Source organism: Niabella pedocola, assembly GCF_021044425.1.
Classification (GTDB): domain Bacteria; phylum Bacteroidota; class Bacteroidia; order Chitinophagales; family Chitinophagaceae; genus Niabella; species Niabella pedocola.
In genome coordinates this window covers 2,204,295-2,227,287 of the sequence record NZ_JAJNEC010000005.1, presented here as the reverse complement: position 1 = coordinate 2,227,287, position 22,993 = coordinate 2,204,295, and the positions used below count along the sequence as shown (strand labels likewise).

At 40.5% G+C, this 22,993-nt stretch carries 17 protein-coding genes; 2 read left to right on the top strand and 15 right to left on the bottom strand.

The features are described from left to right. Positions 1 to 269 precede the first annotated feature (269 nt). A complete protein-coding gene (locus LQ567_RS16800) occupies positions 270 to 2,453 on the top strand; it encodes a hypothetical protein (RefSeq protein ID WP_231006327.1) in 2,184 nt (727 codons plus the stop codon). A gap of 115 nt (positions 2,454 to 2,568) precedes the next feature. Here the strand turns inward: LQ567_RS16800 and LQ567_RS16795 are convergent, their stop codons facing one another. Then, positions 2,569 to 4,401, bottom strand: coding sequence for a cytochrome-c peroxidase (locus tag LQ567_RS16795; RefSeq protein WP_231006322.1), 1,833 nt, complete (start codon positions 4,399 to 4,401; stop codon positions 2,569 to 2,571). 39 nt (positions 4,402 to 4,440) lie between these two features. Beyond that, the gene (acpA, locus tag LQ567_RS16790) at positions 4,441 to 5,787 is read right to left on the bottom strand and encodes an acid phosphatase (protein ID WP_231006320.1); all 1,347 of its coding nucleotides are present in this window, start codon (positions 5,785 to 5,787) and stop codon (positions 4,441 to 4,443) included. A gap of 430 nt (positions 5,788 to 6,217) precedes the next feature. Here acpA and LQ567_RS16785 point away from each other — a divergent pair, with 430 nt between their 5' ends. Continuing rightward, positions 6,218 to 7,171 (top strand): hypothetical protein, encoded by a 954-nt coding sequence (locus LQ567_RS16785; protein ID WP_231006318.1) that lies wholly within the window; start codon positions 6,218 to 6,220, stop codon positions 7,169 to 7,171. A 61-nt stretch (positions 7,172 to 7,232) separates the two neighbouring features. Here the strand turns inward: LQ567_RS16785 and LQ567_RS16780 are convergent, their stop codons facing one another. The 13 genes from LQ567_RS16780 to LQ567_RS16720 form a co-directional block, all read right to left on the bottom strand. Further along, entirely contained in the window at positions 7,233 to 8,252 is a 1,020-nt protein-coding gene (locus tag LQ567_RS16780; RefSeq protein ID WP_231006316.1) for an MlaD family protein, read from the bottom strand. A 3-nt stretch (positions 8,253 to 8,255) separates the two neighbouring features. Beyond that, positions 8,256 to 9,029 carry an ABC transporter ATP-binding protein gene (locus LQ567_RS16775; RefSeq protein ID WP_231006314.1) on the bottom strand — a complete coding sequence of 258 codons (774 nt, stop codon included), beginning with the start codon at positions 9,027 to 9,029 and terminating at the stop codon, positions 8,256 to 8,258. Positions 9,030 to 9,031: 2 nt separating this feature from the next. Beyond that, entirely contained in the window at positions 9,032 to 9,823 is a 792-nt protein-coding gene (locus tag LQ567_RS16770; protein ID WP_231006312.1) for an MlaE family ABC transporter permease, read from the bottom strand. Between the two features lie 1,073 nt (positions 9,824 to 10,896). Beyond that, positions 10,897 to 11,460, bottom strand: a complete 564-nt coding sequence (locus LQ567_RS16765) for a hypothetical protein (protein ID WP_231006304.1) — start codon at positions 11,458 to 11,460, stop codon at positions 10,897 to 10,899. Between the two features lie 148 nt (positions 11,461 to 11,608). Further along, a complete protein-coding gene (locus LQ567_RS16760) occupies positions 11,609 to 12,583 on the bottom strand; it encodes a TraB/GumN family protein (protein ID WP_231006284.1) in 975 nt (324 codons plus the stop codon). A 226-nt stretch (positions 12,584 to 12,809) separates the two neighbouring features. Further along, positions 12,810 to 13,133, bottom strand: a complete 324-nt coding sequence (locus LQ567_RS16755; protein WP_231006282.1) for a hypothetical protein — start codon at positions 13,131 to 13,133, stop codon at positions 12,810 to 12,812. A gap of 124 nt (positions 13,134 to 13,257) precedes the next feature. Then, positions 13,258 to 13,857: a glycosyltransferase family 25 protein gene (locus tag LQ567_RS16750; protein ID WP_231006279.1), complete on the bottom strand. Its 600-nt coding sequence runs from the start codon at positions 13,855 to 13,857 to the stop codon at positions 13,258 to 13,260. A gap of 119 nt (positions 13,858 to 13,976) precedes the next feature. Further along, on the bottom strand, positions 13,977 to 14,753 hold the full coding sequence (locus tag LQ567_RS16745) for a glycosyltransferase family 2 protein (protein WP_231006270.1): 777 nt from the start codon (positions 14,751 to 14,753) through the stop codon (positions 13,977 to 13,979). Positions 14,754 to 14,965: 212 nt separating this feature from the next. Beyond that, positions 14,966 to 16,309: an HlyD family secretion protein gene (locus tag LQ567_RS16740; protein WP_231006268.1), complete on the bottom strand. Its 1,344-nt coding sequence runs from the start codon at positions 16,307 to 16,309 to the stop codon at positions 14,966 to 14,968. An 11-nt stretch (positions 16,310 to 16,320) separates the two neighbouring features. Further along, positions 16,321 to 18,534: a peptidase domain-containing ABC transporter gene (locus tag LQ567_RS16735; protein ID WP_262909620.1), complete on the bottom strand. Its 2,214-nt coding sequence runs from the start codon at positions 18,532 to 18,534 to the stop codon at positions 16,321 to 16,323. Positions 18,535 to 18,593: 59 nt separating this feature from the next. After that, a complete protein-coding gene (locus LQ567_RS16730) occupies positions 18,594 to 19,811 on the bottom strand; it encodes a lanthionine synthetase LanC family protein (protein ID WP_231006266.1) in 1,218 nt (405 codons plus the stop codon). After that, positions 19,808 to 20,683 carry a thiopeptide-type bacteriocin biosynthesis protein gene (locus LQ567_RS16725; RefSeq protein WP_231007327.1) on the bottom strand — a complete coding sequence of 292 codons (876 nt, stop codon included), beginning with the start codon at positions 20,681 to 20,683 and terminating at the stop codon, positions 19,808 to 19,810. Before LQ567_RS16725 ends, LQ567_RS16730 begins: the two co-directional genes overlap by 4 nt. A 15-nt stretch (positions 20,684 to 20,698) precedes the next feature. After that, positions 20,699 to 22,864, bottom strand: a complete 2,166-nt coding sequence (locus LQ567_RS16720) for a lantibiotic dehydratase family protein (protein WP_231006264.1) — start codon at positions 22,862 to 22,864, stop codon at positions 20,699 to 20,701. Between the last annotated feature and the right edge of the window lie 129 nt (positions 22,865 to 22,993).

Here is a 22,993-nt window from a genome sequence, read left to right as displayed (position 1 = left end):
GTACAAGTCTCAGAAAAATGAAAACAAAGTGGATTGTTTTTTGTGGGATTTTATTTGCATTGCCATTGTTTTCCCCCGCCCAGCAGGTGGAAAACATGATAACGGCCTGGTCAAACCAAAACCCGGTAGAAAAATTATACCTGCATATGGACAGGGACCATTATTTTGCCGGTGAATCCGTTTGGTGTAAAGGATATTTCATGTCCGGGTTCCTGCCATCAGTAAGCAGCACCGTATTATATATTGAACTAGTCAACAGCCACTCAGAAATGGTTCAGAGAAACATATTTCCGGTGTATGGGGGAATGGCGCCCGCACAGTTCACATTGCCGGATAGCTTATCTACAGGATCGTATCAGATAAGGGCATATGCACCGCTTATGCTTAACCAGCCAGGATTTACCTTTAACCGGAGCATAACCGTTTATGGAAAAGAAAAAAAAAGAATAAACAGGGACGAAGCACAAAAGGGAAATAAACTCTTATTCTTTCCGGAAGGAGGAAACTTCATTGCCGGCATTTTAAATACCGTAGCATTTAAATCAGTAGATAAAGGCGGTATGCCCGTACCTGTTGAAGGTACCGTCAGAAACAGCAAAGGAGCACGCATCTGCGCCCTCAAAAGCCTGCACGACGGCATGGGATCTTTTTCTATGGTGCCCGTCAAAGGAGAAACCTATTATGCCACTGTTAACCAGTCCGGGGAAAAATATTTTCTTCCGCCGCAGGCAGATGAGGGCATCGTATTCAATATCACGGATGCGCCGGGCATGAAGCGGTTTAAAATAACAAAAGGTGATGACAACGATCTTTTTAAGCCGGCCTATATGATTGGCCAGGTACAAAACCATGTTATATTCAGGCAATTGCTGCAGGGTGATCGGAAAGAGATCTCCGGCTCTATAAAAACAAGTGATTTTTATTCGGGCATACTGCAACTGACCCTCTTTAATAAGGACGATATACCACTCGCGGAGCGGATCACATTTGTAGATAATAAAGAATATATGCTGCCTGTTACAATACATGCAGATACGCTGGATACTGGTAAAAGAAAACACAATCATTTTACGATTACGTTGCCGGATACCGTAATTGGTAACTTTTCTTTATCGGTTACCGATGCGGATTATGGAACCGAAGAAAACAGACCCGGTAATATATATGCATCCTTTTTATTGAGCAGCGATATCAAAGGTTATGTACATAACCCGTCCTATTATTTCAATACTTCCGGCGATTCGGCAAGGCAGGCGCTTGATCTGGTAATGATGACAAACGGCTGGACGCGGTTTCGCTGGTCTGATATTGTTCAGAACAGGCTTCCCCAGCCCCTATATAAAGATCCGGGGTACATTAAAATACGCGGGAAAGTGAAAGGACCTCAAAAAAAAGCTGCCGGCAATGCCCTTATGCTATTTATATCACCCCCAGACTCCACCGGATTTAACAACAGTATATCCCGTATGCTTTATACCGATTCCTTGGGTCAATTTGAGGCAGACTCCCTCTTTTTCTATGGAAAACGACAATTGCTTTTTTCTTCGATAAACGGTAAAAAAAATGCAGTTATCCGGGTGCAGCTAGATGGAGATTCATTGAACCGCAGGTACCCCGTAGCGCCGGTTTCAATGCCCTTTCATACAACAACCAATGCATCTGTCCAGGAAAAAATGGAGGCGGCTTACAATGCGTATATGAATACCGAAGGCATTACCCTGGAAAATATAAATGTACATTCAACAGCAAGATCTCCGCTGGATCAGCTGGATGCGGAATATTCAAGCGGGCTCTTTTCCGGAGCCACACACAGCATCCGCCTGGATCTCCGAAACGAAGGTCATGCAGGGGATATTTTCCAATATTTACGGGAGCGGGTGTCTGGTCTTAAAGTTTCGGGGGAATCAGGCGATTATGTATTACACTATAGGGGCGGTAACGTCCTTTATTATATCGCCAACGGCGAGGAAGTTGAGGCCAGGAAAAAACCAGACCCTCACAGTAACACGGGGAATGTCACTTTGTTCCTGAACGAAATGCCATCTAATCCGGTTGCACTGGAAACAGTGCCGTTAAGTGATATCGCACTTGTGAAATTATTTCCGACATCAACCGCTGCTGCTGGCGGTGGTGCCGTGCTGTCCGTATATACAAAAAAAGGGAAGGATTTACTGGTCCCGGCACCAGCATCTGCTGACATCATTACCTATGAAGGATATACCATTGTAAAAGAATTTTTCAATCCTGAATATACCGGCAATCCCGTGAATAATACCACCGATCACAGGATCACATTACAATGGGTACCCGATATTTTTGTTAATGGTTCAAATACAATCATACCGGTTACCTTTTACAATAACGACCAGACCAAACGGTTTAAAATCGTTGCGGAAGGCATTGCCAGCGATGGTCGTATGCTGATGCTGGAAAAGATCATTGAACCCCGCTGAGGATGATCGGGAAAATTGATTTTAAGATCTGACAAAAAAGTGTAGGAAGTTCTAAAGCCGGAAAGCTGCTGAGGATGATACGCGCCGCGTCTTCCGCAACCAGCGCGGTCTTCTTTTATTCTTTACTTTCCAAACTTTTCATAAACGCAATAATATGCTCCTTTTCCTTCTCTGTAAGGTTAAGTTTTTCTCCTGACAGCGTTTGATTCGGGAGATGTATGCCTAACCCGGCCCCGCCTCCGTTATTATAAAATTCCATTACCTGGTCCAGGGTCTGGTAAACGCCGTTATGCATATACGGCGCCGTTTTGCTGATATTCCGGATGGTGGGTATTTTAAACGCATGTTTATAGGCATCAACCCCAATTACATCGTAATAACCCCGGTCCGGATCCAGGACAGAATCTGCCAGGGATGCCGGAACACCCAGCACTTCCGTTTCGCTCACTACATATTTAGGAGGCATGCAGCCATTAAACAACGGTAAAAAATGACAGGTAGCACATTTGGCCTTCCCCATGAATAAGTTGAATCCTTTTAACTCCTGGTCCGACAAGGCCCGTTCGTTGCCCTGCATATATGCATCAAACCGGCTGTTTAATTTTGTAAGACTGCGAATAAAAGCAGCAAGGGCATTCGTTACGTCATCCGCGCCGATCCCGTTTTCAGCGGTGGCAGGAAAGGCCCTTGCGAACAACGACCTGTATGATTCGTTTGCAGAAACATGCTTTATGACCGCGTCCATCGAACCGTCCATCTCCGAGCTGTTATGAATAACATCGCGCACCTGGTCCTCCAGTGTTAAGGCCCGCATATCATAAAAGTAATTAGACTGTAACGCCGCATTAAGCAGGGTAGGCGCATTTCTTTTTAGCAGTTTTGCCGGGTCATGAATATCCGGATGTTTTGCCAATCCGTCCGTAAACGCCAGATCCGGGCGGTGGCAGGAAGCACAACTTCTTGTACCGGTACCGGAGAGGGCCGCGTCGTAAAAAAGCTTTTCTCCCAGCTCGGCTTTAGCGGTTGTAGTACGAAATTCCGGGCCCGGAGAAAAGGCATCCGCATTAAAAGCAGCCGCATCAAACAGCGTGCTGATATTCTGCTTCAGCATCCGGTTGTACTTAATTTTGGGGCCCGGCAAGCTTTGTTCTAATTGTGCAATGCCAGCACTGATTTTATTTGCAAACCGGGTAATAAATGCGGCCCTGTCAAAAGTGGCAAAATCCGGATGCTGCTGCAGGTACCCGATAGCAGCATCCAGATCCTTTACTAAATCCGCTTCCTTATTTTTACCGGTATAATAGGGGAGCAGCTCCCGCAGGCTTTTTAAGGCAACAGCAGCCTCTTCCATACTGTTTAGCGAAAGCGCATTATCGAAGCCGGTAATGCCCAATGTGATGATCCGGAATACTTCCAGCTTGGCAGCATCCAGGATCCGCCAGTCAGCAAGCGGGTGGTCCTCGAAATAGGCGATCAGGTAGTCCGTATTTGTTATTAAGTGACCAATTTCACTGACCAGCGTTTCTTTACGGGTTGCATCATAGCTTGGGAAGAGCCCTTCTTCTATTACCTGCAGGCCCATCGGATCAACACCCCGGGCCAAAGAGGGATCCAGCAGATCTGCATTCTCAACTTCCTGTACGGGTGCACCATTTAATCGTTCCGTCAGATCAGCCGCAAAATACGTGGCCGCCCATTCAAATTCCTTAAACAATAATCGTGACCTTAAAAACGACCGGCGCACCGCCAGGGTATCTACATGCGTTTTGCCGACTTCTAAAAGAAGCGTGTCGTTTACATAATTGCGAAAAGATACAAGCTGACCGGAAACCGCACGCTGAATCTTCTGTGCACGCAGACTGGAACGTACCTGTGCTGTATGCGCCGTATAAAAAGGGGTGAAGCTTGCAATAAACAGACCTGTAAAAAGCACCGTCACTATTCGCATCTTGTTATGCATAACCGATCCCCCTCAAAATAACGGTAATCATTTAAAAATAAGGGCATTCCTGAACGGGCTTGCATTTTTGTCCCGCTCGGCTAATGGCGTAATACCCCATCTGCGCTCGATAAACGAAAGAATACTCACCGTTTCATATTGGGTATGATCAACATGGCCTTTTTTTGCAAACGGCCCGATCACAATCGCAGGAATACGGCTTCCCGGCCCCCACCGGTCAATAACCGGCGGAGCCACATGGTCAAAATATCCGCCAAACTCATCGTATGTCAGGATCACCAGGGCATCCTTTGCGTTCGGCCCCTCCAGTACGGCATTGATCAGTTTCACAGCCAGCTGCTCCGAAGAATAGACATCAGAGCTGCCCGGATGTTCATCATTTCCTCCACCGGGTTTTACAAAAGAAACGCTGGGAAGCGTTCCTTCTTTTGCCGCCTTAAGGAAATCATTTTGATCCTTCAGATGTTTCCTTCCTTCCGTTCCTTCTTCATAGTTGGCAAAATACAGGAAGGGCTCATGGTTATATGCAAAATTATTTTTCCTTCCTGCCACCGCATCATCCCATCCTTCGGAATACCATGCCCAGGATATTCCTTTTTCGCTCAGCCGGTCACCGATGGTTGGCATGGTCTGCGAAGGCAATAATTTGGAAACATCCGATTTAGGCGGATAGGGTTTATTCCGGGAAAGCACATGATTTACCGCATACCCGTCAGGAGTAACGATCCCGTCTTTTGTCATCCTTCCCTGCGCATCTACTTCCGCGATCATTGATTTCGGGGCATCCTTCCATACCGGAGCAGCAGCAGCAATTAAATACACGTGGTTAAAATAGGAACCGCCAAAAACACTCTGGAAGAAGTTATCGCACAAGGTGTACTGCTGCGCTATGGGATACAGCGGCAGCTTCTTCGTAGTGTAATAGCCCATTGCCAGTCCTTTTGAATCGTTGTAGGCCGCAAATTTATCCATCTTGCCTCCGTTAATCTGCAACTGGTTGTGAAAAAAACGGTGCGTCACATCCGGCGTTTTTTTATCGGAGGGAACATACTGGTCAATATTAAAAAGCTTATTGGGCAAATTGGTAGGAAAGGCATTGTTCCGGGGAATTTCGGGGAGATACTTGTACGCCCGGCCCTGTTCGTCAACCTGGACAAAATTGCCTCTTTGGGCATTTTTAATACCATTCACGCCTTTGAATTCACCATACAGATTATCGAAGCTATGGTTCTCCATATAAACAACCACCACGTGATTGATCCGGCGGATCCCTTCATCAAACGGCACTTCCTGTCGCTGTGCTTTTTTACTGGTTCCGCAACTGCTGATCCCTAAAATAACCATAGCAATAAAAAAAAGACGCTGTATCATCATGCTGTATTCATTTTGAAAATTCATTAAAAATCGGGAGACCTCTTATTCCAGACTATCAAAACCAGGTAGAGGGCAAAGAGCTGATGCGTTGGCATAAAAATGAAGTTGAGACGAAGCAACGATCTCCATTAAGCGGTTTGCTCATCGAAGATGACAGGCCACATCACTTAAATGAAGCATCTCACAATCGTTCTTAAAAACTCGCTTCCCGTTATATTCGCTGCAAACTTATCATATTTTTTATAAATGGTCATGATCAGCTAACGCCATTTTAGAGCATACGCAGTAGTAAATATTTTTACGGCTTTAATCCATGACAGGAGGCAACGGGTAATATTGCCGCAGAGGCCGGATTCAACCACTGGATTTTTATGTATATTTAGAAAGCCGGTATAAACTTCCCCCGGAAGTTCCGATACTATTTATAACAGTGAAACAATTTACCTGCATCCTGATCGTACTGGCCGGCATTGCCGGATTCAAGCCGCTACACGAGCCAATCCGGCAGCCCCCGGCCAACGCCCTTGCGACGCTATATCCCAATGATGTCGGCATTGAGCAGGACCCTGATGTGCTTTACACCGAAAAATTTAATGATGGTATGCCCAATATACTGGCCCGGTATACCGATGTTCTTAACCGCGAAGGAATGAGCCTGGATAGCGTAGATGTTCCGGCCAACGGTTGCGTAGCGCTTAAAATGACCAACCTGGGAGGAAAAAACGACGGCGGGCATTTATTTAGACAGTTTGACCCGGGTTTCGATAGTGTCCTCTACATTCGATATTATGTAAAATACCCGTCAGATTCGAAAGGGTACATTCATCATGAATCGGTTTGGATCGGCGGCTATGATCCCGCCACCCGGTATCCGCATCCCCGCGCCGGCACCTGTGCACTTGGAGATCAGCGGATCTCCATCGCCTATGAACCCGTTGGCAGCCGGGATGATATGGACACCTATCTTTACTGGGGCGATATGCGGGCGGGTGCCCGGGGAAAATGCTATGGCAATGACCTGGTCAACGGCAGTCCGCAATCCAAAAAGATCTCCTGGGATACATGGATGTGCGTTGAACTGATGATCCGGCTCAACCACCCCGCAACCGCATCAAACGGTGAGCTGCAGGTTTGGCAGGATGGGGCGGCGGTTGGGCACTGGGGGCCCGGTTTTCCCCGCGGGAAATGGCTGGCTGATTCCTGGATAAATAACAAAACAGGGCAGCCCTTTGAAGGGTTCCGCTGGAGAACAAATGAAAAGCTAACCCTCAATTATATCTGGATCGAATTTTACGACGATACCACACCCAAAGGTGCATCTCATCATATCAAATTTTCCAACCTCGTTATTGCCAAAAGATACATCGGGCCAATTAAATCCTGAAAAGCGCGAACCCTTCAACACCCCAAAAAAGTTATGCGTGTTTTTGCCTGATGCGGCTTTTCTATTGTCGTTGCAGTTCTTTTTGCCGCTGTTTTTCCTCTTTTTTGCGTTGTTTTTCCTGTCGCCTGAAGTAGCCCCGGAACAGGAAATTGTGCCGCACTGCTTCCATATTCTCATCCAGTTTACCGGTACTGCTTTCCAGGTTGCGGATCGTTTGTTGCAGCTCCCGGGCTGTAGCAGAATCGTTCAGCAACACGCCGGCAGCTGATTCATTGCTGTTAAGACGGCCTTTTACATCCGTGGTTACCGACTGAAGATTGCGCGCAACCTGGTTCGCCTGCGCTGCCACTTCCTGGAGTTGGTTTGCGGTACTTCTGAGTCTGCTGAATACAATGGTGTCACTTACCAGGTCATTGGCCAGTACGCCGGGGCGTTGCAATCTGGCGGTGTATCCCGTGAGGTCCCTGGTGAACTGTTGGGTATTCCCGGCTGTTTTATGCAGTATGGTAAGGGTACGGTCTAATTGCTCGTAAACGGATGAATCCTTCATCAGCTTTCCCAGCGAGCCTTTGCCCGCAGCAAGATTTTCCATGATGTCTTTGAGATTACCGGTAATAGCTACCAGGTTCTTATTGTTCACCTGAAGGGTATTCATGATCTCGTCGGTACTGATACTGGGTTCCACGATGATCACGTCTCCGTCTTCGATCGGTGCTGTTTGAGCGGTGCCACCGTCGAGAGCGATGATCTTATTGCCTACCAGTCCGTCCGCACTTACCCGAGCCTTAACATCTTTGTGAATAAACGGCCGGGCATTCTTATCGATATTCATCAGCACTTCGATCCGGTTGTGATCGACAAAAGTAATCTTTTTGATCGTGCCCACTTTTACACCGGAATACCAGATGTTGTTGCCTTTGGAAAGGCCCCCCACATCATGAAAAATGGCTTTTACCTGTACTGACTGTATGAACGCTTTCTTTTGTCCGCCCAAAAACAGGATGGCAGCGGCAAAAATGAGCAGTCCTAAGATGATAAAGATGCCAACGGTAGTTGCCCTTCTTGAATCAGTTGTTTTCATACATTATTGAATAAAGTTATACTCATAGAATTCGCGGATCAGCGCTTCATCAGAACTGAACACGTCGTCAAAGTTGCCCTGCCGTATAAACCACCCTTCTTTCAGTACGGCGATCGTGTCGCCCGTAGACTTCGCGCAGGTAAGATCATGCGTAATAATAATGGAGCTGGTCTTGAACCGGTGCTGCACTTCATTGATCAGGTCATTGATCTCCGTGCAGGTGATAGGATCCAGTCCGGCCGTGGGCTCATCATATAACATGATTTCCGGACGGAGTATGAGCGTGCGGCCGATGCCGATGCGCTTGCGCTGCCCGCCGGATAGCTCGGCCGGCATCTGGTGGATGGTATGGGAAAGCCCGATGGCTTCCAGTACCATTTCTATACGTTTATCGCGCTCCTTACGGGTCATGCCCGGTTCGTTCCGTTTCAGGGGGAAGGCCAGGTTTTCGCCCACCGTCATGCTATCATATAATGCCCCATGCTGAAAACAAAAACCCACTTTCAGGCGTAGGTTGCGCAGCGCGTGGGCACCCAGTTCCGGAACTTCCTGTTCCAGTACACGTACCGTGCCGGCATCAGGATACAGCAATCCCACGATCACTTTTATCAGAACAGATTTCCCTGTTCCGGAACGCCCCAGCACCACGATGTTCTCGCCCCGGTGCAGATCCAGATCTACCCCACGCAGTACATGATTACTGCCAAACGATTTGTACAGGCCTCTGATAGAGATCACCGTTTGCTGTTTGTCTATATTGGGAATAAAAGATTTCATAGCTATCGTATCGTATTCACGAGTTGAACAATAATCACCTCTTCTATAAAGATCAGGAACATGGAAACCACCACCGATACATTGGCGGATTTCCCGACGCCCTCCGTACCTTGGCTGGCATGAAAACCCTGATAACAGCTAACAATGCCGATCGTAAACCCATACACCAGTGCTTTCACCAGCGAGGCCGCAAGATCCAGGAACGAAATATTGGTAAAGGCATTTTGTATAAACGTTTCCATGCTGGTTTGCTCGTTAAGGTGAATGTCCACAAAAGCGCCAACAAGCGCTATCAACCCGTTATAGCACATCAACAGCGGCAGGCATATAGTACAAGCCAGCACCCGCGTCATCACCAGGTACTTGAAGGGGTTGATGGCCGAAACCTCCATGGCATCGATCTGCTCCGTAACTTTCATGGAAGCCAGTTCCGCACCCATGCTCGATCCTACGCGGCCGGCACAGATCAGCGCCGTTACCAGGGGAGCCAATGCCCGCACGATAGCAATTGATATCAATGAAGGCAGCCAGGATGTAGCCCCGAACTCTGCCAGGGAAGGACGTGACTGTTTCGTGAATACCAGCCCGGTAATAAAGCCGGTAAGACTGATCAGCGGCAGCGATCTGTTGCCGATATAAAAACACTGGCGGATGAATTCCCGCGTTTCAAAAGGACGGCGCAGCACTTCCCGGAAAAACCGGCTGATAAACCGGAAGATTTCGTAAACAGTAATAAAGAAACCGTCGACCTGTCTCGAAATAACCGGTTTCTTTGATTGTTCAATAGGTTCCATTACCTGGTTTTAACTTAAAAAAACAGCGGACGATACGCTTCCTGATTAAATACACTAAGAACCGGCACCTTGGTACAATTCGCTGAATAGCTATTATTTCAATAGTGAATTTAGCACAACCGGCACCAAGAATAAAATTAATTCCGGGTTACTTTTTGCTGAGCTGTTAAAGTAGCGGTGACTGACGGAGCCTGAGGTGTTTTAATCATCAAAAGATTCCTGGTTCCTCTCTATAGCAAACGCTCGAAAACACAACACTTATGGCCTCAACTTTTTCACTTGCTCCCTTTGGCCTTATATGCAGTCTGGATAAGGGTTTGCAAGAAAAAAGCCCCGCAAAAATTGCGAGGCTGTATAGTGAGGCTCCCCTTACTGGACAATTATCTAACCAAATTGTAGCGGATTTATTGGATTTTTCCGAAATACCAGACACCCGATGAGGCTCCGGTAAAAAGACGACGGCCGTTATATTCAATGTCCATATTGCCATCCATTTCTCACAAATATTTAAATTTGTTGTTGCTCTTCCATGTCGGTATACTTTACAATTGTCGTTTATTTACCGTATCCAACCTCAAACCAAGTTGTAAACAAAATATCTCGGTAAACACAACAGTTTGAATAGCCAGGTTTTTAACCTTGCTCCTTCCTTCTTTTGCAATCCTTTTTAGTACCGTCAGAACTGTTGCGGGCAATGGTGTGAAGCCAGGCTTCGATATTTTCTATTTCCGGGATTTTATGTCGGTTCATCCATGCCCTTAAAAAGATGTCCTAAACAATTTCTTCTGCATCAACCCGGCTTTCTGTGTAGGCAAGCGCATTAGTGGTATAGGCCTTGATTTGTCGCATGAAGACTTCCAAAATCTTGGTAACTTAAAAAAAGATTGGAGCCAAACTTGTATGCGCCCAAAATCTGTCTTTAGTAATCACCAGGATTCAAGATGCCTAAATATCAATGTTTACCTTTTTGGGGAAACGAAATCTGAATCAAAAAACGCGAGCGAATTTTAAACACTAAATGAGATTCTTGTATGATTAGCATGCTGGCGAATGGCCTGCATCAGTTATGCTTTTTAATGATTGATGTAAACTTGAATCGAATCTTTGAAAATTTCGTTTTGTGTGGTTTGACACGAGAAGAAAATTTTATATATCCCTTGGGCAATCGCAATATTGTCGTTAAAAGTTCTTGTAAATTTGAAAACTCGGTGCTGACTTGAAAATAAGTAAGCCCATTCATTTTTACTGACTGATATTTCTTTGTTTATGGAAGGAATAGAGAATAAATTAGTATTGGCTTTGATTACGGTGCCTGCATAGATAAAGTCTTTGTCGAGTGAAATCGTATAAGAGCTTTGAATAATGTCATTGAGAATATTTTTACCTCTTCTCATGGCGTGAGCTGATGTTATAAAAACATCATTGTTATGAGCTACATAGTCACCTTCTACTTCAATAGCGAAGTTGAATGATTTTTTCAACGTGTCTGCTCGCTTGTAGTAAAGGATTTTGCCTATGGTGGTTGTGTCAGCAGCTAAAAACCGAACATTGGTGATTTTATAATCTTCTTTCCAACAAGAGATTAATATAGCAGTAATGGCGACGATGAGGAATAACCAAAATATTTTCTTATACATATTCTAACGATTTAGGAATAGGTGGGCTGGTATTATTTAACTATGTTGAAGGCCGCTTCATATCTCCTGTCGCTTACCCAAAGCAAACAGTCTCAACTGAAACAGCTTCTTGTTCTTCAAATTTTCCGCCCTTACAATTATTCCAGCATTAAATAGCTTCAGCCTCGTTGATCTTACTATCCAAGGAAACAGGAGCTATTTTGAACCCGCTTCTTTGTAAAAGATCCAAAAGGCCGTATCTATTGTTTAAAAATAGGTGCCCTAAACCAACAGCGATAAAGCAGTTTTGATTTTTTAAATTTTCTAAAAGTAGTTTTGCCCATCGCCGATTTCTCGCAACATTGGTAGGCCAATCTATTTCCGACCGGCCTGCCTTAAAGTAGTCCATATTCAACAAACCATCGTAATAGCGTTTATACCTCTCTTGAGATTTCAATATCTCACTCGAAATATTTCCGCTTTTAAAGGTAATTATTCTATTTACAAATTGGATTAAAGCGGTGTCTGCGGAACCGTTATCTACAATATGTTGCTTATTGTATCGTTGATCATCCAAACCTCTTATTTTTACTTTGGAGGAGTCTGCAAACAATTCAAGTACCCTGTCCATGGAAAACATGATTTCATAAGCATCCTTTTCAAAATCTTTGGACACGGGGATTCCCAAAAGTTCCTCTTTATATTTTTTTTCCACTATGGAACAAAAGGCAATTATAAACATCCTTTGCCTATTTAAGTTATCCATTTCATTGATAAGCACAGAAGGCTTAAAGGGGGCATTTAAATAGGAAAGAAAAAAACTGTCTATCCTATCTGAATATTTCCCGAAAAAATCAGAAAACCTCTTAGGTGGCAGGTTTGCACTATACAATATAGAATCTTCGGCCGTCGAATTGCCCGTCTCGCTATAAAAAATATCAGAGGTTGCAATTAAACCTTTTACTATGAGAAACTTGTTCGTCCATTCCTGGCCAAAAGAATGATCGGTGCCTAATAAATATGAAGTATGTCGAGCTCCGGGATATTGGATCTTCCATAAAACGGACCTAATATTCTTAGGTTGTTGGCCAAGAGAAAGCTGCTGGCAAAAGATTATTATAAGAACTAAAGAAAAAATTTTCACTTTTATTACCTTAAATTATTGATGTTAGTAAAAATGCAAGGACTCATATAGCATTCTTATAAGAGTTTGATTTGAGAAATCTATCAATTGCACATAAAGTTATTTAATTGCATGTTAATTTCTACCTGAACCAAGTTTTGATTAATAATTACTTTATATATGGGATAACGAAGGTTACGCTATAAATAATGTAAATTAAGCAGATCCTAAGAATTCAAGGATTAAATTAAATTGTTCCGGGTACATTATCGTGTTCACTTACCATGACGTTATTAATTACTTCGGACAATTCTTTTATTTTGATTTCAATTTCATCAATAGGTCGATAATTTTGGATCCTTTTTAATTCTGTGTTTTCGTTTACCAAAGTATTAAGGTCTATTTTATGATTTAGCATGTAAACCAGGTATTCAATAGGTATGTATTTTTTTTCCTGACTCATCAATGAAACATCCTTTTGCCTAACACCTCTCTTATTGCTTGCAGTTAGTTGATTATCACCAATTAATAATCTTGTCTTTTTCAATTTCTGGGCAACTATTTCATTCATAAAAAATTATTTGCATTTGTACTAAGCACTTTTACGTTTGGCTAAAGTTAGAATTAATTTAGCTTACATTTTGAAAAACCAAGGTGTTCATATCAAAATGTAGGAGTTTTATTCAAGGATGCAACTATGGTAAAAATCTTCTACCATAGTTGGTACTTATATAACTGTACTCGTTAATATGGGTAGCTAAAGGAGGAATAATGACACAAGTTTTCACATCAAGATCCAATTTTCGAAACCAATCTGCAGGATACCTTTCCGATGAAAATGTGCTGAGATATTGATTAATTCCTGTTCTAGTATAAAATACCATAAAGGCGCCTTCGGGCGGCATGCCATTAACAATTACAATTTCATCAGTTTTTATACTTTCAATATTGTAGAAATGTTTTTTTAGACAACAATGTATAATATCACATTTTGTTTTCTGATATACCATTTCAAGTATTTCAAGGACGTTTTCATATTCGGGAATGGCGTCGTCTTCAAAAATTACAAAATAATCGAACTCTGTTTCAAGGGCTCGATTCATAGTTTTCATGTGACTTCTAAGACACGCCAATTGCCCGTCTGTTAAACATTCGCTGGCCTGTATATCTCGGCGATCTATTGCCTCAACGTACTCCAGAGAATCACCTAAAATAGGTCTCCATTGTTCCTCAAATTGTTGTAAGCGTTTCTTTGCTCTTACAAGATTAATGCAGTAGCTTTTTAATTTTAGCATAAAATAGACTTTTCAGAAATTTATTGGATAGATAACCCGGTATAAATCCAGGGGGTGAAATATTGCTATCCGTCCGCTACCATTGACCTTATTCATGCTATCATATGTTTAAACTTTACCTAAAATACTCTTTCAAGGGGTTGACGATTTCTTATATGCAATTCTGCTTCTCTTTGAAGCGCGCCGTTATTTGAACAGGCATGAACATTATTACTATGTATTCTATAGCAGTAAACGATATTTGAAATCATACTTGTATTCTCGAATCCTGCAATCTCCATTAATGGAATCATGATAGCCTGATCAGATGTAGTCGTATAAAATCGGTCATTATCCCATTTAAAGCTTTTAGCATTGGGATCCTGTGCTAGCAAGGCTTTAAAAAGTTTATATTTAAAGGTTTTTAAGTGTGTTGCCTTCCAAGGAGCTTTTCTCAAATTATTAAACTCTTCAGTTGAATAAGGAGAATCTATTCCTATTAAACCAAAGTTGTTGATATATTGGCCATAAGTAAGAAGGATCCTACTATTATAAATTTCATTTACTATTTTAAAAACATATTCTCCAATAAGAAAGTCATCCCCGTCGACTAATAAAATGATATCGTCGTCGCCAATGGGTAATTCAGTCAATGCACGGTAAACATTTTCCATTGCTCCTAACCTAGTTTGACGTCTAATTAAATAAACACCTTCGAAATTTTGTTCAATCAAATCAATTGAATTATCCTCAGAACCATCGTCCAACAAGTACACTTTATAATTCGAATATAGCTGGCTAACTATTGAATTTACGCAATCCATGAGATACCAACTTGCATTTCTAAAAGGCACCAACACTATTATCTTATTATTTACAAATTTTTCTTTGTCATTGCTGAAGGTCAATATTTTCATTTTAAATTGTTTGACAATCTTACTTCATACTATCTTAAAGTTTGCAAGTAGAACCCTTAAATGCACTTTAGACTACGACGTTACTTTAAATAGTGGCTCAATTTTTAAACTGCGAAAACATATTACACGCGATTACAATAAATTCTCCCTATTATGCATTAAAAATAAACTGATGGCTTGTAAATCACGCTTAAAACATCTCATGCGATAAGTTATTTATTTAAGGATGTCGCCTTTGCAATAGAGTAGTACAGTCTTTGCAAAAGTCTCATTTCTTTCGTAATAATAAGAGCCTGTGCTTTCAATCCATTTTTGTATTGTATTGCTTTATGCTGATTAGTATTCAATCCGTTATCTAGGCGCACAGTTCCCAGAAAGGAGCTGTCTACCGCTATATTGGAAACGTAATCCAAGGTTCCCGGTATAAAGCCAATTTCCTGGTAAGGATACGCATCGAATCGTAGTTGGACCTTCATGCCTGTATCTACTTTTCCAAAATTATTTTGTGGAAGCCGTATTTCAGCATAATATTTATTATCAGGTGGATTCACATAACCTAATAACTTACCTGTTTGTAAATATTGGTTTTGCTGAACAGGCAGAGCAAAAATCACAACGCCATCAGCAGGTGCTTGTATGGTATACAGCTTCAGCCAGATATCTACATTGCTTTTCAATGTTCGTAATGCTTGCTCAAACGTTTGTTGTTGTTGAAATATGTCGTGGTTTAATTGGTCTATTTCCTTTTGTTTGTCCCGTATTTGATTTTGTTGAGCAATGATATTCATTTCCATTTGAGGGTCTGTCTTTTGTTTATTGAGCAGTGTGCTTTGTGCCTGGCGATATTCTTCGGCTGAGATTATTTTTTCTTTGTAAAGCATCTCATTCATTTCAAATGTCTTTCTTGCCAGTTCGTTATCCTCTGACGTGATTTTTTTTTGTTGGGTAGCATTATTTCTCATACTCTGCAACGCTACAATATCCCCGTTTAGTAGCTGTTTGCGCTTTGAATAAAACCCGTTTACCAGGTAATCGTTATATTGCTGTAGAGCTGTAATAAAGGTTTGGTAATTGGACTGTAATTCGCCGAGACTAGAAAAACCTTTGCTGAATAAACCAACAATTAGTTCGGGCCTGACACTCTTCAACATGCTTATACTACTATCTAATCTTCCTGACAGTTCAATTATTTCCTGAGTATCAGCATTCGATTCAATCCACCCTAGTATTTCTCCCTCTCTTACCTGCTGATTATTTTTAGCAAATAAAGCGGTTAACTTACCAGTTTTGTTAGCTATAATTTCTTTAGGAGCATTATAGCTAGTTAATACAGCATTTGTTTGTATGATGTCGGGATATTTGATGAACCATGTTCCGGTCACTAGTAACAATAATAAAAATAAAAAAACCAATAGAGCCCATTTTTCATAAAAGTCGGGTTTTCGGTTGACGATTTCCTGTGCCACTTCGGATCGTTCATCAAATGACTTATTAACCGAGACATGTTGTAAATCCTGCGAATAAATCTCATGCAATTTAGCATTGTTATCGCTCATAGGTTTTAGATTTAATTGCCTAACTCTAATTGATTCTTTACTAACTCGTAATATTTGCCTTTTAACGCAGATAACTCATCGTGTGTGCCCTCTTCTTCAATCTTTCCTTTTTCCAATACAACAATTTTGTCAGCATTCTTTACTGTGCTTAATCGGTGGGCTACAATCACTACAGTTCTACCCTTAAAAAACAGATCGAGGTTCTCAATAATTTCTTTTTCATTATTGGCATCTAATGCATTGGTTGCTTCATCAAAGAATAAATATTCTGGATCTTTATATACGGCACGTGCAATCAGTAATCGTTGCTTTTGTCCCTGGCTCATGCCTGTGCCTTCCGCACCTAATTTTGTATAGTACCCGTTGGGAAGTGATTCGACGAAAGAATGAATATTTGCGATACTGCAACTTTTAATTAGTTTATTATAATCGATTTCTTCATCACCTACCGCAACATTACGGGCAATGCTTTCGTTGAAAATGTACCCATCCTGTAAAACGGCTCCGCATTCGCTTCTCCAAAAAGGATGACTGAGAAAGTTGAATTTTAAGCCTTCTTTGCTATTGACCGTTGAAGATCCAACTCTTATTTCGCCTTCATATTGCTCATATACTTTTAGCAATAATTTCACTAAGGTAGTTTTACCACTTCCACTACTTCCCACTATTGCCGTGACTTTTTTCTCTGGTATTACCAGATCTATACCCTCCAACACCGGTTCATTGCCTGCGCCAGGATAGGTAAAAGAAAGGCGGTTAATAGCTATACTTTTGTCTTCTGGTAATTGAGTTACATAACTTTTGTTTTTATCCTCTTCGTCATCTAATTGATGAATTTCATTTAGGCGCTCCATGCTTATTTTGGCATCTTGAAAACTTTGCACAAAGCCCACCCATTGCTGTATAGGACCACTTAATTGACCGATGATATATTGAATTGCCAGCATAGAACCAAAAGTAAGTTTACCGTCGATTACCAGTTTTGCTACAATGAAACTGATTACAATGCCTTGAACATTATTAATAAGAATTGCTCCGGCTGATTGAATCTGGCTATAATTTAAACTCTTAAATCCAAGTTTGAAAACATTGGCCTGTATATTTTCCCATTCCCATCTTTTTTGTTTTTCAGCATTATTCAAACGTATTTCCTGCATTCCTTGTATCATCTGCAAAGTAGTGTTGTTCTCTTTAGCCGATAAATGAAAAGTTTCATAGTTTATTTTGCGTCTTATTTTTAGAAACAATTGAACCCATACAAAATATAGAATGCTTCCAACGCTGAAAACAAAAAATAACTGGATGCTATAGATCATCAATACAATTGCATAAATAATGAAATTGAAAAATGAGAAAACAGTTGATAGTGCAGTGCCCAAGAGAAATCCTTGTATTTTCCCGTGATCCCCAATGCGCTGTAACGTATCTCCAGTATGATGAATGTCAAAATAAGAAACAGGTAATTTTGTAAGTTTAATCCAGAAGTCTGACAATATTTGGATGTTCAGAATATTGGAAATCCGCAACATAATACGGCTTCTAATCAGTCCAATGATCGTTTGACTAAAAAATAGCATTGCTTGTGCAATGAGCACGATAACAACATATTGAAGGTTTTGCGCATTAATTCCAACATCTACTACACTTTGCGTGAGAAATGGTACTATAAGTGTCAATAAGGACGTAATGATAAAGGCAATAAACACCTGTATCAATTGCCATTTGGCTGTAAGTAGGTATTTTGAAACAACTGTCCAACTCAGCTTTTGCTCTTTCTCCGCTTCAGACTCATAAAATATGGGAGTGGGCTCTAACAATAAAACAACTCCTACATCAATGCCATCTCTATCCTTTGAGGATGTCCAATGTTTCAAAAACTCAGAAACGGTATAACTTATTATACCCTTGCTTGGGTCCGCAATCTTCACTTCTTTTTTGCCAACACTTGTTAATACAACAAAATGATTTCCATTCCAATGAATTATCGCTGGAAATATAGCACTCTCTAACTGTTCAAAAGACACTTTTGCGGCCGTTGTCCTGAACCCAATTTTTTCAGCAGTGTCACTTATGCCAAGCAAAGAGACACCACCCCTATTAAAGCCAGTCATATTTCTCAATGTCTCGCCACTATAAACCTTTCCGTAATATCTGGCAATCATACGAATACACGTCGGCCCACAATCCATTGCATTTAATTGTCGATAAAAAGGAAATGAGCTCATACTAGTAATGGGGAAAAAAACAGGTCATTTTAAAACAGGCTAATTGGTAGAACATCATATCAAGATAAAAATAACATACTGTCCCAATGTGAATCAATATCACACACGTAACTATTTAAAACCATCGAAATACCATGCACTCCCTGGAGAAAGTCATGCTGTTCTGCTCCTCCTTTGTCCGTCAAAAAGAGATAATTCCCGAAAACACCAGGTTCCGTACCAAATTCCAATGTTTTCGATATCCAGAAATCTTCAGCGATTTTAAACTCATTTACATTGCATGCATTGTAAAGTTTTTTAAACATGTAAGCAGGCCCAATACTGCCATGGCAAAATCCAGCATCAATAACACCACTATCCTTTCCCATCCGTTTAGAGCATTTTATCAACATTTCTATTGATTTATTCTTAGTATCGTTGTCTTGGAGTATATCGGATGCGAAATACATCGAGTATAAAATGCCGAGGTCACCATAACACCAGGCGATACGAGACGAAGAGTAATCTTTTACCTTTTTTATAAAAGACTGTTTAAGAATAAAAGACGGGAAGGAAGACATCGATTCTGGTTCTGCAATTTGAAGATAAAACGTCATCAACCCTTTTAATAAATTGGTGCTCTTTTTTTTGAATAAACCGGACTTAATACATTGTGTCAAAAAATACATTACACTGGCATTTCCATGAGCTAGTCCTAAATCGTAGATATAATCTTTTGCTCTATATTCATCATATCTGTGCCAGATATAGGCTCCATTATAATTATCTTTATGATCATCTAAATAATCGAGTAATTTCTTTATTGGCTGTTTTTTCCGTCTATGAATAAAGTACAATCCAATTCCCATACCTCCATGCAGAATATCGATATTATTTCCTCTTATACACTTGTCCAATTCATCTTCTAAAAAAATATCCAATTCATAAAAAAAATCTCTATTCAATCCAATTAATTTTATTTTTTTTAAATAGAGTAATAAAGTTGCAAAACCGGACATCCCACCACAATGGTGTGGGATTAAGGAATTACTCTCTGAAATTTTTTGCAACAGGTAATCTACGTCATTGTTAATCGCGTCTTTGACGGTCTCATTTGGTTCAATTTGGTAAATTGCGGATTTAACCAAAATAGCTCCAGCTACCCCTACCATCACCGAATACGGGGAGCCGGTGTGCATACTTGAAAAACGTTTAAGCAAGTGCTCAACACTATTATTGTAATATTGATTTAGAATCCTGGTTTTTTCGAAAACCAGATCCTTTAAATTATTATTCATTTATTCCTCATTTTTTGTTTTTCCCTGACGTCGTTCGATTTATAATAATTACTCATCATGTAATATATTACGAGTTCATGCAATCTTGGGTTAGTTCGAAACACTCTGTTATTGTGCATGTGAATCAAACTCATAAGTAAATCTTCAATGCCTATTTCCAAACAACCATCAGTTTTTAACTTAAGTATTTCCTGAACTGCATTGCTCTCCTCAATGGCGAGCTCTTTTTGAAAGCAATCAATTTCAGCGTGTTCGGAAAATATCATTTCTATTAAATTTCGATTATTTCGAAACTTTAATTTTAATTCATTAGGTAGTTTTCTATAATTAGCTTCCAAAGCAAAAGCTTTAAAGCACTTTTCATAAAACACATGTTTGTCCTGTAATGACATTTCAAACTGCGTTAAGAGGCTATCAGCAATTTTTACACTTGAGAGCCAAATGTCATTATAATCACGAGTCTTTCCAAATAGATAAAGCATATAAAAACTGTTAACAGAAAATATAGTTTCTGCAAATTGCATACTATTCGATCCGTATCGATCGAGCTCTGGAAAATAAGTGTCAATGCTCATTCGGTTGATCAAACCATTACTTAAAAAATAATCAGTGGTTTTACTTATATCTTCGATAATATTCAACAGGTGCCCTGAATTGGATATCTTGAATCTTAATCTTAGATGAGGGCCATATTCATCTGAATAACGAACGAAGAAGAATTTGTCAATCATCCCCCTTTTTTTGTAGTTGATAATTCGATCACTCAAATGTTCCATCAAAAATTCTTCCTGGAATTTTGGGCCACTATGAATTTTAAAATACAACCATTCCGAACCTGGAATATAGGCCGTCTTACCTTCAAAATTTCGCATCACGGATGGACTTATTTATTTTTTGTTTTTGTAAAAGGATATAATAATTTCATTAGCTAAATAATCGCCGTCACTGTTTGTTACAAGATTATTTTTACTTTTATAAAGAAATTCTTCCAATTTAGCATCCTTACCTCTTATTTCTGAAAATAGAAGTACAAGCGACTCTTCATCATCGAGATCGAAATATAGCTTGTTGTCCCCCATCACTAATAAAATTTGTGATGGCATCTTTTTTTCTTTTTTAAAAGCATTGGACCACTCGACCAAATTACCTGGATCCAAAGGAGCGTCCAATGTTTCCCTTCTATTTAATTTCCATGTAGCTGGGCTTATTATGACATTCTCAAAAACAACTCTGGGATAGAAGCTCTGACTACCTACGAGATTTCCCCAATCAAAAAAAATGCTCCGTCGCTCCCCTTCATTTTGTAGCGAGCTTAAAAAAGCGTAGACAGGCAAGGAACTACTTCTAAAATTATGGGCAGAGGTCAAACGTGGAATGATACGTTTGCCTGTTTTTTGTGATGTTAGTATCAAGTTGTTGCCATTGATTGATACTAGTATATCGGTTATTGGAATCTGAAATTCGTTGGTGACCGTTGGAAATGCTAAATATGGAATTTCATAATCCCTGCAAGAAGGTCTATATAAAATATTCCCCATTCTAAACTCTGGTAGATGTAAAATTTCAGCGACAATCTCATCCGGACCATAAACCTCGGCTTCCTTATCTGAGATTTCCCTAAGAAGATTTTTAATTCTATTATCTAAGTGTCCAAATCTGGAGATCAAACAGCCTGCAGAACCCCAAGCCGAATCCATAAAAACCAACGGGTCGTCATCATTGGAAATTACTGATACCATTGATGCAAAAGTCGGGGGTAAATTAGACCACTCTTCCTTAAGGTCTATAAGCTCTTCTTGAGTTAATAGTATTTCATATGCACCGTCCATTTGAGATTTTACAAATCTTTGATACAAAAATTTATCCTTGTTGGACGAAGGCGTAGTTTCTGAGATCTTATTCTGAACATATAGCGGTAAATCATCAATTAGAGGATTTATATCATTATTCAAAACGTTGAGATCACCAAATCCAATACCTATTTCGGGATCCAAGACCTCAACTAACGGAACTTTTCGAGATTCATATCTTATTCTAAAGATTTCCTTAAATGAAAGTATAGCTGGGTTAGCCAGACTTGATAATTTATTAAGAGCAGTTAGCCCATCCTTGATGCTATTCAAAAGATTAGTTCCTATTACAGCCTCAGATTCTTTGAAAAAAAGATCAGTCTGAAGAAAATGTTTTTTTTCTACAGGCAATGAAAAATTATTCAGCAAGTTGTAAAGCTCCTCATAGACCCTACTTCTTTTTCCAATCTGCTGACTATCAATGTTTTTTAACTTTGCATCAATAACTTTTAGCCTTTCAACATAGTAATGATCGATATTCCGCAAATTAAGGATGTCGATGATTTTCCCTAGGAGGTCGTCTCCTATTACTGTGGGGGATAACTCGGAAACCAGGACCTGGTTAGAGATTAGTTCGTCAATGAATTCATTTATATCCTCCTCCTCATATTCATATTTTCTTATCAATGAACTAATATCTTTCAATTGAAGTCCAGTTGCTAACGCAGAAAACAGATCTTCCAAAAAAACTGAATACTCAATTTCTGATTGATAAAATAGATTTTTGTCTTCAACAATTTTACATTCAACATATCTATAGTTATTACCAATCTTATACATGCTGCTGTTTACAAAATATAAAAGCCTGCTTTTTATCTCTTCCTGTCTATTTAGTTGGTCCAATAAAAGACAGCAAAAACTCATGTCAAGCCTGGTCCTAGTATTTTGTAAACATATCTCGCCTAATTTTATATCGCTATTAGGGTGTGTATCAAAATGCCCTACACCACAACCAGCAAAAATTCCGAAAGGCGTTGGGCGCGTGCAGGCACGATTGTAGTATTTTACTATTGAATTTGTTACTGACTGTAATGATCCGTTAGATTTTGAATAATGCGTGGCGTGTAAGTCCGGCGTCGCTAAGAAAACAGCCTCCTTAAATATATCTCGGTCAATTCTTCGGAGTTTTGTGTCGGTAATGGGGAGCAAAGGGGCTCTAAAAACAAAGGTATCAAAGGTAGAATAAAAATTATCAATATTCATTTTATAAACAACAGTTTCGTTAGGCGGTATTCATTCAACGGTCCAGTCTCCAGGCACCAGTATAAGCAATTACCAGAGAAAATTAATTCAATAAGTGTGAATATATTACAAGCGCCGTTTCCATAGAGG